Origin of the sequence: Xenorhabdus sp. SGI240, from assembly GCF_040081915.1 — a bacterium.
GTDB classification, from domain to species: Bacteria; Pseudomonadota; Gammaproteobacteria; order Enterobacterales; family Enterobacteriaceae; genus Xenorhabdus; species Xenorhabdus bakwenae.
This window is the reverse complement of record NZ_JBEBMB010000057.1, coordinates 35,722-51,679: the sequence shown is the minus strand read 5'-3', so window position 1 is coordinate 51,679 and position 15,958 is coordinate 35,722. Positions and strand designations below refer to the sequence as shown.

The following is a 15,958-nucleotide window of genomic DNA, read 5'->3' as shown; positions in this document are numbered from 1 at the left end:
GACTGATAAAATAAGTCTACACCACCGTTATCAATGCAAACACCAGAGCAATAGCAACCATATGATCTCGTCCCGCTCATAACATGACAACAAGCTCCGTCTAATGAACGGAACTTGGGAAAACAAAATAATGGATAAAAAATAGATTTTTTCAAAAAATCAGTATCGAATTATGTTGTTTTTTTGATAAGTTTTTTGTCATTATTATCGACCTTATTTTTAATATAAATGCTTAAAAATGCCATAAATGTAAAAACAATACTACTGAGAACAACTGTATGTATTCCTGAATGTGATACAACCCATCCTCCAGTGACAGCACCAATTGTTATACCTAAGTTAGAAAAAGAAATATATAAACTGTTGGCGAATTCTGGAGCTTCACTGGCTTCCCGCATCAACCAAGTCTGGCTGATAACAAGCCCAGCAGAATGTAGCGCTCCCCAAAAAATAGTCAACACAAATATGGCCATTGGTGAAAACCCTAAATACCAGATAAAGACATATAGAAGGCTTAATAAAATAGGGTATGCATGGGTTGTTTTTACAACGCTTTTTTGTAAAAAATGACTAAAGACAAAATTTCCCAAGAATCCACTCACACCAAATAAAATTAAAATTGCGCTAATAAGATTATTATTGAGGTGTGTAATTTTAGAAAGGTAATCTGCGATATAACTGAAGTTTGAAAACATCGCCGAGAAAATCAGTATCACCGTAAAAATCGTCAACCACAGTTTTCCCTTTCTTAACACTGCTAATTGGCTAGAAAAAACAATTTTTTTTGTAGAGGGAAAAGAAGGAACAAAAAACATAATACCGATGAAAGCTAATACGCAGGACACTGCCCCAAAGTAAAATGCAGCACTTAATGACAAATGCTCTGCGATGAGCGAACTCATTGGTACACCTAATACCAATCCCACAGCAACACCTGCAAAAACTTTTGCTACCGCTCCTGGGCTTTTTTCTTTAGATACTGAGTTGGCAGCAACCACAAGTGCGACTGCAAAGAAAACAGCATGCACCAGTGCTGGAAGTATTCTAAAGAAAAGCATCACATTAAAATTATCCGTCGTGGCATATATAAGGTTAGAAATAACAAATATGAAGAGAATAATAAGTAGAGTATATTTTTTATTATACCTCGATAGCATTAGAGTAACAAATGGACCTGTTATGGCTACAATAATAGCATAGATACTTACAAGAAAACCAACCTGAGTAGGCGTAACATGAAGTTGTGATTCTAATTGTGGAAGCAATCCAATTACAGCCACTTCGGTAGTAATAACACTAAAAACTGCAATAGATAAAACGAGTAAGAGCATAGAATTCTTATTTTGCATATAACCGCCTCCGAGATTTGGATTTTTCGTGGTGTTTTATGTGAAAGTAGACAAAAATTACACTTTTATTAGCTCATGTGTTAATTACTATTTTGCTAGATTTGGCTTTTTTAAGCGCACGTTAAATTTTTTTTACAAATTTATCCCATTAAAATAATTAACTATTTTCAATAGTGCTACATTTTGCCATGCCATGTCCACTTAAAGTGGTAAGCGGCAGGTCTTATTTCAAAAGCGAACATGCCAATCTGTCCCAAGGCAAGTGCTCTGCAAAGCACCACGTTATCGGAGGTTAAGCCCGGCGATAGAGAAGTTGAATGGATGCTGAAAATGATTTCAATAAATGTGTAGATACCTATGTGACCTACAGGGCAGGAAACTGCCCTGACTTCCATCACGGAAATACGTCTATTGCAGCCGTCTGGATTTATAGACCGTTTCTTCACCACAACCACTGCATCAACATAAAAAACAACAGAGAAAACCCCAAACTCTTTAATATTGAGTGCGTATATTTACTGATAAAATACGCCAATACCACCGTCATCAATGCAAATACATATTTAATATTAAACTGGTCAATTAATTCACTTAGGGATAAATTATCCAATGAAATATTAACGATAATCGTCCCCAGAATAAAACAAATGGCATAATCCAGTGAGGTAATTAGCAAACCTTTTCCTTTTGACTCGCTATGCTTATTCATCAAAAAAGGCGCGGCCCTTAATATAAAACTGATTAACCCCATTAATATGATCAACAACATCATGATCTTTTATCCTGTCTGATTTTCCGCTCAATAAACGCAATCGCTATCCCACATAAAACGGGAACGGCAAGATCGATGAGTTTCATATCCACTTCATTTAATAATGGTGCGCAAATCCCTCCTGTCACTGTCGCTAGGACAGACATGTCCTTGCCTGAACGCCTGGCTGTCAGGGAAGCAAAATGGATGGGAACCAACATCATGAGAAACAGAGAAAGGGAACCATAATCCAGATATTCTGCCGAAATGTACCCCAACAAAGTGGCACATAAGGTCATCACAAAACAGGGTACAGCAACGCCGAGATAAAAATGAAATTGGGATTTCCCATCTGTGATATTTTCCGCAGAGAGATGTGCATGCGTCACCGTATAAGTGCTGGCGCTAAATCCCAACATTGACAACAAAACATGTTGTTTAGGCACACCACGAAAATATGGTGACATTACCATCGCCATCAAGAAAAAACGGAAGTTGATCAGCAATGCCAGAGCGATAACAGAAAGTATCGTCCCATCAGCCAGATAACCTACCGCCGCCACTTGTAACGGTGCAGCGTATATCAACAATGAGCCAACCAACGTTTCCATTAATGGAATACCATGACTCTGATAAAGCGCACCAATCGAGGTAAAAATAAAGAAAAATGAGATACAAACAGGCAAAGAATCAACCATGCCTTTCCTAAAGAGCGAATTTAACACCTGGCACCTATAGTTAGCATTATATTTAGGGTAACGGAGAAGTTAATCTATTTCATGATAAATATCATTAAATAATAATCAATAGAAAACCAAGATAGACCCAGTTTATTATCCATGACATCAGGATATGATATAACTTTATTTTATATATAAGGCTGATGATATTACCGCTATAGTGGAAATAATTTAAAAAAACAATAATTCCCTCTCGGAGAAATAACATGAAAGCCATACTCAATATATTATTAGCGGGTATTATCCAGTTAGGTGTCACCTCACTTGCCTATGCACAATCTACCCTTGATAACATTCAATCCACGGGGATATTCAGGATCGGAACCGAAGGTGCCTATTCTCCATTCAGTTATCATGATGCTTCTGGGAAACTGACCGGGTTTGATGTGGAAATCGGCCGCGAAATTGCATTACACATGAAAATGAAACCTGAATTTATTGAAAGTAAATGGGATGGTTTGATTGGTGGACTGGATGCCGGACGTTTCGATGCTGTGATGAACCAGATTGCCATTACACCGGAGCGCGAGAAGAAATATCGTTTCTCCCTGCCCTATGTTATCTCAAAAGCCGTACTGATTACCCGCAAAGATAACAACGATATTAAGACGTTCAGCGATTTAAAAGGGAAAAAATCGGCGCATACCCTGACGAATAACTTTGCCCAAATCGCCAGACATTATGGTGCTGACATTATCGGCACTAATGGTTTTAATCAGGAAATAGAACTGGTGAGCACAGGCCGCGCAGATGCGACAATTAACGATAAACTTTCTTACCTCGATTACAAAAAACATCGCCCGGATGCACCGGTAAAAATTGTTGCCGCAGATACCCAGGCAGCACAAACCGCCGTGCTATTGCGTAAAAATGATACTGAATTAAAAGCTGCAATAGATAAAGCGATTACTGAGATAAAAGCGGATGGGACTTATCAACGCATTTGGGATAAATATTTCGCTGAAAGCGACTAACCAATCATGAAAATAGGAGCCTAACGGAATAGGCTTTTAAAAAAAATCTTAGGTTCTAAGCTAGAACTTTATTGTATATAACGTTCATCTTTTCTTGCCATATCATCATTAAAACAACCCTATAAAAAATAAATATATTTTTAATCTCTATCAGGAAGGTTTTATGAACCCATCATGGCTCAATTTAGCGTTGGATTCCCTATGGCCGATGATTTACGCCGGCCTGACATTCACGATTCCCCTCACACTGATAACATTCGTACTGGGGATCTCATTGGGGTTTTTCGTTGCGCTCATCAGGTTGTATGGCCCTAAGCCACTGGTGGCTGTCGTTCGGTTTTACGTCTGGTTGATTCGTGGTACGCCTCTGCTGGTACAGCTATTCCTGATCTTCTACGCCCTGCCCAGCGTAGGGATTACGTTGGAAGCGTTCACCTCCGCCGTTATCGGCTTTACCCTGAATGTGGGGGCCTATACCTCAGAAGTGATCCGTGCCGCACTGACTTCTGTTCCCAAAGGGCAATGGGAAGCCTCTCACTCTATCGGCATGAGTTGGTGGCAATCGCTGCGCCGGATTGTCCTGCCACAAGCGGCACGGGTTTCAATTCCGCCCTTATCCAATACCTTTATTTCACTGGTAAAAGACACTTCGCTGGCTTCCGTCATTACCGTGCCAGAAATGTTTCTGGCGGCACAGCGCATCGCCGCCGTCACCTACCAGCCGCTGATCCTGTATACCGAAGCCGCCATTCTCTACCTCCTTTTAAGTTCGGTGTTATCAGCACTGCAAGTCCGGTTAGAAAAGAAATTCACTCAGCAAAACAGCCGTAAAAATAAGGAAGGCAAAGATGATTCAGCTTACCAACATTGAAAAAAGTTTCGACGGACAGAAGGTGCTGAAAAAGATTAGCCTGACCATTAAAGAAGGCAGCCTGACGGCACTGATTGGCCCTTCCGGTAGCGGCAAAAGTACTTTACTGCGTTGCATTAATCTGTTGGAGATCCCACAGGCTGGCAAGCTGGAAATCGGCAAAGAACAGATTACCTTTACCGGTAAGGAACGACTGCCACATCGGGAAATCCAGCGTTTTAACCGGCAAACCGGCATGGTATTCCAGAACTTTCAGCTTTTTCCGCATCTGACGGTGATTGAGAACATTATGGAAGGGCTGATTTGGGTCCAGAAATGGTCCCGTGAACGCGCCAGAGAACGGGCGCTGGCGTTGCTGGATAAAGTCGGCTTATCCCACAAGGCGGATGTTTGGCCCGCCACACTGTCGGGCGGTCAGCAGCAACGTGTGGCAATCGCCAGAGCAATGGCACCTTCCCCCAAGGTGCTGCTATGCGATGAACCGACATCGGCGCTTGATCCTGAGTTATCCAAAGAAGTCGTCTCAGTTTTGAAACAACTCGCCGGAGAAGGCACTACCATGTTAATGGCAACGCACGATCTGCGTCTGGCGGCCAACCTTGCCCATAATGTCGTATTTCTGGAATCGGGTGAAATTATCGAATCGGGCACGGCAAAAACTATTTTCACCCACCCCAGCAAGGTGCGAACAGTCGAATTTATCTCAACCCTGACAGAAACCTTACCGGATTGGGAAATATAGCGAGCAGTCACGGTACATTATTTATTCGGAGAAACGCGATGAAAAAAATTTTGAATTTATTACTGGCGAGTGCGACTGCTCTTGCTATTTCAGCCCCTGGCTATGCCGGCAAAGATTTTGATGCCATCAAAGCCGCTGGCGTCTTTAAAATCGGCACGGAAGGCACTTATCCTCCTTTTACCTACCACGATACCAGCAATCAATTAACCGGCTTTGACGTCGATATCGCGCGGGAAATCGCCCGACGTTTGAACGTCAAACCTGAATTTATGGAAGTCAAATGGGATGGTTTGATTGCTGGATTGGATGCTAAACGTTTTGATGCGGTTATCAATCAGGTCGGCGTTACCCCGGAGCGGACAGCGAAATACAGTTTTTCTCTTCCTTACACGACGTCTCAGGTTGTGTTGATCACCCGTAACGATAACGGTGATATTAAAACCTTCGCGGATATTAAAAACAAACGTTCAGCCCAATCATTGACCAGCAATTACGGGCAACTGGCAACCACTTACGGCGCGAGTCTGGTCAGTACAGATGGTTTTAATCAGGCTATTGATCTGGTCGCTACCGGACGCGCTGATGCCACACTCAATGATCGTCTGTCATTTTTGGATTTCAAAAAACAGCGCCCTAATGCGCCGGTAAAAATTGTCGCCCAGCAAACCGATGCGAGCAAATCAGCTGTCTTGCTGCGTAAAGGGGATGCTGAGTTACTGGAAGCAGTGAATAAGGCCCTGCAAGAGATAAAGGATGACGGTACGTATGCCCGTATCTCTGAGAAATACTTTGGCGTGGATATTTCCAAATAAAGTTTTATTTTCCTAAATAGATGGCGGCATTTTTATTAGGTCGCCTTTTTTATATTAAAAAACAAAACTCCCTCTTCACAAACCATCATCATTTTTATTAAAAACCATTAATATATTTAAACATACTGAAAGCATTTAACTAAACGCTATAAAATTCTATGATTCAACCTATTCTCACTAAAACTAAAAACATTCACAAAGGAAATTTATATACCAATCCAACTTCAAGATGCATGTTATATTTTCCCGCGCAGCGGGGAAATATAAGGCCTCGCGTTGTCTTGCGGATTGCAGTTTGAAGTTTGAAGTTTGAAGTTTGAAGTTTATCGAGTATAAATATTCTATAAACGAGTTAAAAATAATATATTTTCATTCAAATAGTTACACCAAAAAAGAGTCTACTATACAAAGTTTGAATAAGGAAAATAAATAATGATATCGGAAATGATCACGGCTTATCGTAAATCTAACGCACTGTTTGCTTTTGTAGAAAGCAAAGCGCCACTATATTTAAGCCCCCTAGATGGCAAAACGGTGGAGCAACTGGCTCAACTATGCAGCGTTTCTCAGGATAGATTCCATCGGCTATTAAATTATATGCTATCACTTAATGTATTAACAAAAAAAGAGGATAAATTTTACCTTACTGAGCAATGTTCATCACTCTCCGATCCAGACAGCCTTGAAACATTACATATCAAATTTGAATTAAGCCCAACCTGCTGGAACGCCTGGTCACAATACAGTACATCCTTAAGTAACATAAACAACCAACCTGCTTTTGAACTTAGCCATCATGCAAAATTTTTTGACTATTTACATCATGAAAATAATAAATTCCTCAAAACAACTTTTGATGATTTAATGACAAAAATTACCGGTACAATGAATAAATATATTATTGAACATATCCCTCTAAATGGCATTTCTGCACTCCTTGATATAGGGGGAGGCTCAGGCGCTTTAGCCAAAAATATAAAAATGCATTATCCACATATCCAATGCCACGTTATGGATCAGTATGATTTTGCTAAGCAAGAATCAGAAGAGGTTACTTTCATCAATGGCAATTTCTTTTCCACTATTCCATCAGGGTATGATGCTTATTGCATAAAAAATGTTTTGCACAATTGGCCAGATAATCAAGCTATTGATATTCTCAAGAATTGCCAGCAAGCAATGGGTGAAGATTCCGTTTTATATGTTATCGATATGCTTAAAGATCAAAATGATGCAGAGGCAGAGTCATTTGATTTACATATGGATATCCTTTTATCAGGTAAAGAACGGTATCAATCAGAATTTGAAGTTATAGCAAAACAGGCTGGACTCTCTATCACCAATACCTACAACCTGAATTTTTCCCTGACGGGAGGAAGCCAATACATTATTGAAATGAAAAAATAAATTCTCAATAACCTGAATGTTGGATAAGAAATTAAACTCATTGCCTGTCGCAAAAGATTAATTCAACACTGGGATGATAAATAAAAAAACGCCCTTTTCATCAGAATTTGGGGCACGTATTCGAAAAATGCAGGGATTGCCCGACAAATCGTGAAGCAATCTCTTGAGTTTGGCACAGAGCAAGGCTTTAAATGCGCTATCTGGAAACGACAGAAAACCTGAAAGCCGCCATTGCCTTATATGAAATGATAAAAACACTATAACGCCCATAAATCAGCCCCACGGTTTAAGTGGGGCATTTGGGTTTAACGCTATCTTTTTCGACGTTATCTTCAATCGATCTTAATGGAGTCTGGGTTCGGGTTCATCGTCTTCAGGGGGAAAGAGATCACCATCATCTTCATCATCAGGCGCGTTAGGATCTTCAAAATACGTCCCCCAACCGTCGTAATAGACACCGATCTTTTCTGCCAGATCGATGAGTTGCACAACCTGTACGTTGATCAATTCAGCCTCTAAACGACTTTCACTGATCACATCACAACACATCAAAACGACACCCTCTTCGGTTTCCAGCTCTTCCGCATCCGTGACTTCATAGCCTAACCTGAATGCTTCAAGGGCTGCTTTTTCCAGTTGATCGAAGTTTTCTGCCGAAAAATGGTGTTCAATAATATAGAGTGCATCAGGATCACTGCCATCTTCCAATAATTCTTCGATGATCAAACGAGTTTCTTCGCACTGTTCTTCTAAAGCATGTGGGTCTGCCATGCCAATCCCCTCTGTCAGTCGGCTGTCTTGTTTTGCATTCTCCCATCTTTTATGTACAAAGGATATATCTATCCAATTTTGTCCAAAAAGAAATGCATAACATAAGCGGCTGATCTATAACCTGTCTTGATACCTTCATGCCAGTAAACGCTGCACACAGGGCTTGTAATTGCATTTTTTATCGATATATAGTGAATATAAATTCAATATTGCCCTAATGGAGACAATGCATAATGAACCCTTTTTTCAAGCGTTCTTTCCTAAGATTACTTGATATTTCCTCCACAGAAATTGATACTCTTTTAACTTTATCCCATGCATTAAAAGCGAATAAAAAATCAGGTTCAGAATCTCCCGTCCTTACAGGGAAAAACATTGCCCTGATTTTCGAAAAAGACTCCACTCGTACACGCTGCGCATTTGAAGTCGCGGCGCATGATCAAGGTGCCAATGTTACCTATTTAGGCTCAAGCGGCAGTCAGATCGGACACAAAGAATCCATCAAGGACACCGCGCGGGTACTTGGGCGTTTGTATGATGGTATTCAATACCGTGGATATAGTCAGAAAATTGTTGAAACGTTGGCACAGTATGCAGGAGTTCCGGTTTGGAATGGCCTGACTGATGAATTCCATCCAACCCAACTTTTGGCTGATTTAATGACGATGCAGGAACACAGCCAAAAACCACTACCTGAAATCAAATTTGCCTATTTGGGCGATGCCCGCAATAACATGGGCAATACCCTGCTGGAAGCTGCTGCACTGACGGGTATAGATCTCCGTTTAGTTGCGCCACGAACATGCTGGCCGGAAAAAAATTTAGTGGCGGAATGCCAAAAACAGGCAGAGAAAACGGGCGGCCAGATCACGCTGACAGAAGATATTGCGCAAGGGGTAAAAGGGGTCGATTTTCTGTATACCGATGTTTGGGTATCAATGGGAGAACCGAAACCAGTCTGGCAAGAACGCATTGCATTACTGAAACCCTATCAGGTCAATATGGCGGTTGTGAAACTCACAGGGAATCCAGATGTTAAATTCCTGCATTGCCTGCCTGCTTTCCATGATGAAGAAACAACACTCGGTAAGCAACTGGCAGAGGAATTCAATTTATATGGTGGCCTGGAAGTCACAAATGAAGTATTTGAATCAAAACACAGCATTGTGTTTGATCAGGCTGAAAACCGAATGCATACCATTAAGGCCGTGATGGTAGCAACACTGGTGGAAAACCTCATGTTGTAATCGTTGCTTTATATTTTGCGTCCACTCATATTACATTTTCAATTTTAAGAATATAATTAAATAAAAATAGTGAGTTAAATCACTATTTTTATTTGTATCAACCTAAGTAATATGAATTGGCGGTTTATACTCGATAAACTTCAGGTTGCAATCCGCAAGACGACGCGAGGCCTTATATTTCCCCGCTGTGCGGGGAAATATAACACGTATATTGAAATTGGATTGGTATATATTGCCTCATTGTATTGCCATTTTTAATTCAGGATTATTTTTTGATATCAACCAGAACAGAAAAAACGCGTTACTCTTTTTAATTGTCAGTCTTAAATGTCAGTAGCACTTTACCTAACGAAAGGAAATGACAATGAAATTAGAAACTTTATCCATCCACGCAGGTTATTCTCCCGATCCAACCACCAAAGCCGTTGCTGTCCCGATTTACCAGACCACTTCCTACGCTTTTGATGATTCCCAACATGGCGCTGATCTGTTTGATTTAAAAGTGGAAGGTAATATTTATTCCCGCATTATGAACCCAACCAATGATGTATTGGAAAAACGTATCGCCGCTTTGGAAGGTGGTATCGGTGCGCTGGCGGTTGCTTCTGGTATGGCGGCCATCACCTACGCCATACAAACCATTGCGACTGTCGGGGATAATATTGTCTCTGTCGCAAAATTGTATGGCGGAACTTATAACCTGATGGCGCACAGTTTCCCAAACCTGGGAATTGAAACCCGTTTTGTTGATCATGACGATCTCGCTGCCGTTGACGCATTGATCGACAAGAAAACCAAAGCCGTTTATTGTGAATCCATCACCAACCCAAGTGGGAATATCGTTGATATTCAGGCGCTGGCAGATATTGCCCATCGGCACGGCATTCCTCTTATTGTCGATAATACCGTCGCAACGCCCTATTTATGCCGCCCGTTTGAACAGGGTGCCGATATTATTATTCATTCTCTGACCAAATATATTGGTGGGCATGGCACTTCTATTGGAGGGATAATTGTCGATTCTGGCAAATTTCCCTGGGCTGCGCATCAGGAGCGCTTTGCGATTTTAGGTACCCCGGATCCTTCGTATCACGGCATCACCTATACCGAACATTTTGGGGCCGCCGCCTTTATCGCACGTTGCCGTGTCGGGCCACTGCGTAGCACAGGAGCCGCTTTATCACCGTTCAATGCTTTCCTGATTTTACAGGGGCTGGAAACTCTGGCACTGCGTATGGAGCGCCATACTGAAAATGCCCTGAAGATCGCACAATATCTGGAAAGACATTCTCAGGTATCTTGGGTTAACTATGCAGGATTGCCTGCACATCCTGAATATAATTTGGCTATCCGCTATATGGGGGGCAAGCCAGCCTCTATTCTGTCTTTCGGCATTAAAGGCGGGGAAAAAGCCGGTATACGCTTTATTGATGCCCTGCAACTTATTGTGCGTTTGGTCAATATCGGTGATGCCAAATCGCTGGCCTGTCATCCAGCCTCAACCACCCATCGTCAGCTAAATGATGAAGAAATGGTAAAAGCAGGCGTTTCACGTGATTTAATTCGCTTATCCATCGGTATCGAACATAGCGATGATATTATTGCCGACCTCGCGCAAGCGCTGGAGGCAGCAAAGACGCAGTAAGATCGTTGTTAATAGCGGTAATACCAGAATATTGCAAATGTAATAAAAATAAGCACAGGCTCTAATTTTGAGCCTGTGCTTTAGATTAAACTACAAAGCCATAGTGTGTGCCGTCGGGTAACTCTACGTCGATACGCAACTTACCACCGGATGCTTCCACGTAACGTTTGAGAGAAGATAACTTCAAGTCGCGGCCAGGTTTCTCCATATCGGAGACAGTTGGTTGCTTAATGCCGAGGGCCACAGCAATGTCGCCTTGAGTCAGATTCATGCGTTCACGAAGTTCTGCCAGATGGATGTTAAGCAACATCTCAGTCGCTGCTTTTTGTGCGTTGGCAACAACTTCAGGCTTTTCACTTACCAGTATTTGGTCAAGAGTTCTTGCCATAATTATCTACTCCTTCTTCAATTTCTCCAGATGCGCCGTGAATTCGCGGTCAGCAATCGGAATCATAATTTCGTAAAACCTTTTCTCATTTCCGTTCTTGTTACCGGCACAAAGAAGAATCCCTTTACGTTTAGGATCGAACGCAAAGAACGCTCGGATTGGATCTCCTTTACTTTGAACCCGCAGCTCTTTCATGTTGCTGTAGAATGAACCCCTAACGGCGTCTGCGTATGGCCGGGGTAACATCGGGCCTCGCTCCCGAAGCACCATCATTGAAGCCAGAACGTTGGTACGGTCGGTGTCATCCAGAACATTGAACCACTCATCAAAGGTGTCCGTTGTCTCTATGGTCCACATGATTATCCCTCGCACAATATAGATGAAATACTATATAGATGCAAACCTATGGTCAAGATCTTTATCTCGTTTCAGTATGATATGCTAAATGATGAAGAAATGGTAAAAGCAGGCGTTTCACGTGATTTAATTCGCTTATCCATCGGTATCGAACATAGCGATGATATTATTGCCGACCTCGCGCAAGCGCTGGAAGCAGCAAAGACGCAATAAAATTGTTGTTAAAAGCGATAGCATCAGTATATTTTGTTTAGAATACCTTACTTATTCAATAATAAAACAGGCCCAATAACTCTGAGCCTGTTTATTACTTATCTTGCTGATCGGTTTTTATTAATTTTAGGTTCCTGACAGATATTCACCCACAGGTGATGTCTGTAGACAAAGTAAATAATGAGGATCAGCTTTGTGTCTATTAACAACTGTCTGGTTTTGAACATCAAATCCAGCAAAATCGTATGGAATAACCGAGTCACTATACACCACCGTAGTAGTTGAAGGAGCGCTAGAAGGTTTCATTGGATCCGAACCTAGAAGGCCCCAATTCATGATATTGGGAAAATCTTCAAGTAGGGATGTGCCATCTTTCACAATGTTATTAACACCTGACGAATCACTTAGTGGCCACAAATTGCTCAACTTCACTGTCGAAAATCCCGCCACCCTTGGGTCGCTTGCTGGTTTATCTTCCAAATACGATTCACATGTATATTTTTGTGTGTCTGCATACAGTGCTGCAAAAGAGCGTAATGGCTTCATTGTGTAAGTGTAAGTCTTTATTGCTCCTGTCTGATTGTTAGTAATAGTGGCCCTGAACTTTGTCGGTATCATTGCTGTATTTGGTAGGTAAATAAATTCGATAGTCCCATTAATACCATCTGTTATTGACTTAAGAGTCTGCTTCGACTTAGTATAATTCGAAGCTGCTAACCCTGATACTATCTTATAATCGCCTGTTTCAACATTTGCATCAGTAATAAGAGGCGTACCTGGATCAACTCGTAACTCCGCGTATAACGATTGGAAAAGGTTGTAAGGTCCATTTTCATGACTCTGGTAGAATCGACTGACATTTGTGTTATCGCTATTGTAAACATACAATCCCGCAGGCTGATCTACCGATATAAATGTCACGTCAGTGTTAGCCGTCGATTCCAGTTTTTTCTCTTTCGTCACAATTTCCAGCTTGGCTTTGACATTTTTGACACCGACAGAACTGGTCAACGTTGCAGTTAAGTATCCCTGATCATTCGTGGTTAACTTTTTATTACCGAAAACCAGGTTACCTTCCTCTATCAGCTTGTTATGGTCAAGCTTGCCAGGATTAACAGCGCTCCAAATCACCTTATCGTGACCAAGGGTCAGATGGGGTATGCCAGCACCGGAAGGATCCGTCACTTTTGCCTGATAGGTATAAGCCTCTTTTCCGTCACCATTGAGCGTCTTATCAGCCGGTGAGATTTCCAGCTCGCCAATATTGATGTCACCGATGAAAGTCACTGGATTTTCAGCGTATGCCTTTGTTTTCCCACCATCAATTGATGCCCCTACTTTAATACCTTGTACAGGGTTGGTACTGGTTAAGGTAGCAAACAAGCGTCCATTAGTATCCGTAGTCTCTTGCACTGACGACCACTTCATGCCTTCCGGCAATTGTTCAGGATACCACTTAACATCCACTTTATGATTTTTCAGCGGGATACCATTCTTATCTTTCACATCTGCCGTAAAGGTATAACCATTATCTCCGGCGAGAAGAGTCCCTGATGCCAACGGCTTGACAGATTGAACCGCAAAGTCAGAGATAAGGCCACTAAAGCCAATATTACCAATATGGGTTTTTGGCATGCCAGGCATTTCCAGGAAAACTTTCACATCTTTCAGCGGCTGGGAAGTTGTTACCGTTGCTTGCAATTGCCCCTGGGAATTGGTTTTGCTGGGGTTCTCCCAATTCAGGCTCACATCCTTATTTTGTGGCTCAATAGACCAGATGACATTCTGGATCACGCCATCGCGGATAATGTCTTTATCGGCTGTACCATGGGCGACAGTTGCCAGTAAATTATAACCCCCCTGAGCACCCGTAGCAGAGGATGTTAATTGCTCAGTCTTAAATTGTCTGACAACAAAAGGCTGTACTGTCACATTCAAAATAGCGGGCTTGCTGAACTTACCGTTATTTTCTTTCGCAACGATATTGATCGTATGCGTATTCGGTCCCTCCGGAACATATTTAGGTAATACAAGCGCAATTAGCTCATTACCACCGCCAATATTGGAAATAGCGCCGCCATTTTTTATAAATGCATTATCTGCCTGAAATAGGATGCTCTTGACGCGGGATTTTATATTAGCCGTTACAGGTATTGGTGTTGGCCATGCTTGCTGGCTATAACCAACAATAGAGTTTTGCGATAACACCAATTGTAATTCGTCTGGTTTCTTCCTGTGATCAAGCACAATATGGTTGTTTCTTTCCACTAAATCATAGCGGCTACCTGCCAGTGTACGCATGGAAGCAACACTACCAGGTGAGAACTGCACACCAAACGGTACACCAAAGCGATAATTCAGGTTGGCCTGGAACAGCGTTTCACTGTGCCCGCTGCCGCCATATTTGTAATCTACTCCCATTGTCACCAACGGAATCGGCGTATAATTCAGGCCAACTCTACCCAGACTGGGGTTTTTCTGTTTGCTGTCACGATTGAACAGCACAACGTTATCACCAAAGTATTGTTCAAAGCCTAATTTACCCCCCAGGTTCGGGTAAGCCGGTAAATAGAATTCGCCATGCAGATCAAAGCCGTTAGCAGGACGCTCTTCCCAATCCTGTTCTTTCAGTGACTGACGCCAGTTAGTCAGACGCCAGTATGAATTGGCAGAGAGTTTGACATAATTTGTCCAGGCTTCCGCCCCTAAACCAATACGCTGATTTTTACCAGTGACATCATGGTCAAAGAAGGTGTTCAACCCATACATCCACTGAGGCGTAAAATAACGCCCGCCCAAGCCGACGTTCAGGGTATGGCGGCTGTCTTTATGACGATAACCAAATTGGGAGAAAACCAACCAATCGGCTTTATTGTCGTAAAGCGGAAGCAGCATATCCAGAGAGCCATTATCCAGTTTGCCTTTTCTGTCTAAGCCAAAGTTAATTTTGGCTGTACCAAACTGCGATAACCATTTCTGTGTCTCGCCGGATATTGCCCCATTAATTCTTCCTAACGCGTAGGATTTCGCTTGTTCAGTCAGTTCGGAAGGTGAAGACGACAGTACCCTGCTGACCGTCTGAATATTTTGCGCAATTAAATTTTCTGTTTCATCTCCCCTATTATTTAACTGATTTTCATTTGCCACTTTCTGGGTTTGCTGGTCAGTGTTTTTTTCACCTATAGCAAATGTATTCATTGATATAAATGGTAAAAACAAAGAACCTATATATAGAAAAAACCTAATGAACTTATTACGCATATATGAGTCCATATATAGTACCTCATAGAATATTTGATGTCCCAATACTTAATAAGAGTAAAAAAAATTAATCTTTTTTGTGCACTTAAGATACATTAGGTGACTTATTGACAATCTGCTTAATGAAAATTTTTTATTAGTTGATAGAAAAAAGTTATCACTTTCTGTTTTTGATATCAGATGATCACATGAGGTGCGAATTAGCGTAAAAAAGTCAGGCTGCTATTCAATAAAACAGGAGGGTAATGGTGTGTTTTTTATATTTATTTTTCGAGAAAAATTTATTTTATGATAAATTTCAAGTTACAGATAATAACACTGTAACTTGAAAAGTAAGGGTTGTAGATTTAATTCCGGGTCAGGCTTTAAACATCAAAATTTTTCCCTGAACGGTTCACCCGGCTGCTGTCTATCAGACATGAAATCGCCT

General features: G+C 41.6%; 15 protein-coding genes. 8 read left to right on the top strand and 7 right to left on the bottom strand.

Annotation, left to right across the window (positions count from 1 at the left end; genetic code table 11):
- Positions 1–170: 170 nt before the first annotated feature.
- The 3 genes from ABLA76_RS12880 to ABLA76_RS12870 form a co-directional block, all read right to left on the bottom strand.
- Positions 171–1,349 (bottom strand): MFS transporter, encoded by a 1,179-nt coding sequence (locus ABLA76_RS12880; protein WP_348988215.1) that lies wholly within the window; start codon positions 1,347–1,349, stop codon positions 171–173.
- A 442-nt stretch (positions 1,350–1,791) separates the two neighbouring features.
- The gene (locus tag ABLA76_RS12875; RefSeq protein ID WP_348988214.1) at positions 1,792–2,121 is read right to left on the bottom strand and encodes an AzlD domain-containing protein; all 330 of its coding nucleotides are present in this window, start codon (positions 2,119–2,121) and stop codon (positions 1,792–1,794) included.
- Entirely contained in the window at positions 2,118–2,798 is a 681-nt protein-coding gene (locus tag ABLA76_RS12870) for an AzlC family ABC transporter permease (RefSeq protein ID WP_348988213.1), read from the bottom strand. Before ABLA76_RS12870 ends, ABLA76_RS12875 begins: the two co-directional genes overlap by 4 nt.
- Before the next feature lie 248 nt (positions 2,799–3,046).
- Between ABLA76_RS12870 and ABLA76_RS12865 the strand changes: the two genes are divergently transcribed.
- From ABLA76_RS12865 to ABLA76_RS12845, 5 genes are all read left to right on the top strand, one after another.
- Positions 3,047–3,814, top strand: coding sequence for an amino acid ABC transporter substrate-binding protein (locus ABLA76_RS12865; RefSeq protein ID WP_348988212.1), 768 nt, complete (start codon positions 3,047–3,049; stop codon positions 3,812–3,814).
- A gap of 163 nt (positions 3,815–3,977) precedes the next feature.
- Entirely contained in the window at positions 3,978–4,685 is a 708-nt protein-coding gene (locus ABLA76_RS12860) for an amino acid ABC transporter permease (protein ID WP_047769572.1), read from the top strand.
- Positions 4,663–5,427 carry an amino acid ABC transporter ATP-binding protein gene (locus ABLA76_RS12855; protein WP_348988211.1) on the top strand — a complete coding sequence of 255 codons (765 nt, stop codon included), beginning with the start codon at positions 4,663–4,665 and terminating at the stop codon, positions 5,425–5,427. The genes ABLA76_RS12860 and ABLA76_RS12855 overlap by 23 nt, the downstream gene beginning before the upstream one ends.
- 38 nt (positions 5,428–5,465) lie before the next feature.
- Positions 5,466–6,239 (top strand): amino acid ABC transporter substrate-binding protein, encoded by a 774-nt coding sequence (locus tag ABLA76_RS12850; RefSeq protein ID WP_348988210.1) that lies wholly within the window; start codon positions 5,466–5,468, stop codon positions 6,237–6,239.
- 432 nt (positions 6,240–6,671) lie between these two features.
- Positions 6,672–7,646, top strand: a complete 975-nt coding sequence (locus ABLA76_RS12845; protein ID WP_348988209.1) for a methyltransferase — start codon at positions 6,672–6,674, stop codon at positions 7,644–7,646.
- 342 nt (positions 7,647–7,988) lie between these two features.
- Here ABLA76_RS12845 and rraB read toward each other — a convergent pair whose 3' ends face one another.
- Entirely contained in the window at positions 7,989–8,417 is a 429-nt protein-coding gene (gene rraB, locus ABLA76_RS12840; protein ID WP_348988208.1) for a ribonuclease E inhibitor RraB, read from the bottom strand.
- A gap of 233 nt (positions 8,418–8,650) precedes the next feature.
- On the opposite strand from rraB, the gene argF reads away from it, so the two are divergent.
- Together argF and ABLA76_RS12830 are read left to right on the top strand one after the other, a co-directional pair.
- A complete protein-coding gene (argF, locus tag ABLA76_RS12835) occupies positions 8,651–9,664 on the top strand; it encodes an ornithine carbamoyltransferase (protein ID WP_348988207.1) in 1,014 nt (337 codons plus the stop codon).
- 364 nt (positions 9,665–10,028) lie between these two features.
- Positions 10,029–11,309, top strand: a complete 1,281-nt coding sequence (locus ABLA76_RS12830) for a bifunctional O-acetylhomoserine aminocarboxypropyltransferase/cysteine synthase (RefSeq protein ID WP_348988206.1) — start codon at positions 10,029–10,031, stop codon at positions 11,307–11,309.
- Between the two features lie 85 nt (positions 11,310–11,394).
- Here ABLA76_RS12830 and ABLA76_RS12825 read toward each other — a convergent pair whose 3' ends face one another.
- Entirely contained in the window at positions 11,395–11,697 is a 303-nt protein-coding gene (locus ABLA76_RS12825) for an XRE family transcriptional regulator (RefSeq protein ID WP_047769584.1), read from the bottom strand.
- A gap of 6 nt (positions 11,698–11,703) precedes the next feature.
- Positions 11,704–12,054, bottom strand: coding sequence for a type II toxin-antitoxin system RelE/ParE family toxin (locus tag ABLA76_RS12820; protein WP_047769586.1), 351 nt, complete (start codon positions 12,052–12,054; stop codon positions 11,704–11,706).
- Between ABLA76_RS12820 and ABLA76_RS12815 the strand changes: the two genes are divergently transcribed.
- Complete coding sequence (locus ABLA76_RS12815) at positions 12,001–12,267, top strand: PLP-dependent transferase (protein WP_348988233.1); 267 nt, start codon at positions 12,001–12,003, stop codon at positions 12,265–12,267. The two genes, ABLA76_RS12820 and ABLA76_RS12815, sit on opposite strands and share 54 nt — an antisense overlap.
- Before the next feature lie 126 nt (positions 12,268–12,393).
- Here ABLA76_RS12815 and ABLA76_RS12810 read toward each other — a convergent pair whose 3' ends face one another.
- A complete protein-coding gene (locus tag ABLA76_RS12810; RefSeq protein ID WP_348988205.1) occupies positions 12,394–15,465 on the bottom strand; it encodes an inverse autotransporter beta domain-containing protein in 3,072 nt (1,023 codons plus the stop codon).
- Between the last annotated feature and the right edge of the window lie 493 nt (positions 15,466–15,958).

What these genes read in the sequence shown, in the direction of transcription:
- argF (WP_348988207.1), top strand. Translation starts at nt 8,651, where the DNA reads ATGAACCCTTTTTTCAAGCGTTCTTTCCTAAGATTACTTGATATTTCC.
- ABLA76_RS12820 (WP_047769586.1), bottom strand. Translation starts at nt 12,054, where the DNA reads ATGTGGACCATAGAGACAACGGACACCTTTGATGAGTGGTTCAATGTT.
- ABLA76_RS12825 (WP_047769584.1), bottom strand. Translation starts at nt 11,697, where the DNA reads ATGGCAAGAACTCTTGACCAAATACTGGTAAGTGAAAAGCCTGAAGTT.
- ABLA76_RS12880 (WP_348988215.1), bottom strand. Translation starts at nt 1,349, where the DNA reads ATGCAAAATAAGAATTCTATGCTCTTACTCGTTTTATCTATTGCAGTT.
- ABLA76_RS12860 (WP_047769572.1), top strand. Translation starts at nt 3,978, where the DNA reads ATGAACCCATCATGGCTCAATTTAGCGTTGGATTCCCTATGGCCGATG.
- ABLA76_RS12855 (WP_348988211.1), top strand. Translation starts at nt 4,663, where the DNA reads ATGATTCAGCTTACCAACATTGAAAAAAGTTTCGACGGACAGAAGGTG.
- ABLA76_RS12850 (WP_348988210.1), top strand. Translation starts at nt 5,466, where the DNA reads ATGAAAAAAATTTTGAATTTATTACTGGCGAGTGCGACTGCTCTTGCT.
- rraB (WP_348988208.1), bottom strand. Translation starts at nt 8,417, where the DNA reads ATGGCAGACCCACATGCTTTAGAAGAACAGTGCGAAGAAACTCGTTTG.
- ABLA76_RS12830 (WP_348988206.1), top strand. Translation starts at nt 10,029, where the DNA reads ATGAAATTAGAAACTTTATCCATCCACGCAGGTTATTCTCCCGATCCA.
- ABLA76_RS12870 (WP_348988213.1), bottom strand. Translation starts at nt 2,798, where the DNA reads ATGGTTGATTCTTTGCCTGTTTGTATCTCATTTTTCTTTATTTTTACC.
- ABLA76_RS12865 (WP_348988212.1), top strand. Translation starts at nt 3,047, where the DNA reads ATGAAAGCCATACTCAATATATTATTAGCGGGTATTATCCAGTTAGGT.
- ABLA76_RS12810 (WP_348988205.1), bottom strand. Translation starts at nt 15,465, where the DNA reads ATGAATACATTTGCTATAGGTGAAAAAAACACTGACCAGCAAACCCAG.
- ABLA76_RS12875 (WP_348988214.1), bottom strand. Translation starts at nt 2,121, where the DNA reads ATGATGTTGTTGATCATATTAATGGGGTTAATCAGTTTTATATTAAGG.
- ABLA76_RS12845 (WP_348988209.1), top strand. Translation starts at nt 6,672, where the DNA reads ATGATATCGGAAATGATCACGGCTTATCGTAAATCTAACGCACTGTTT.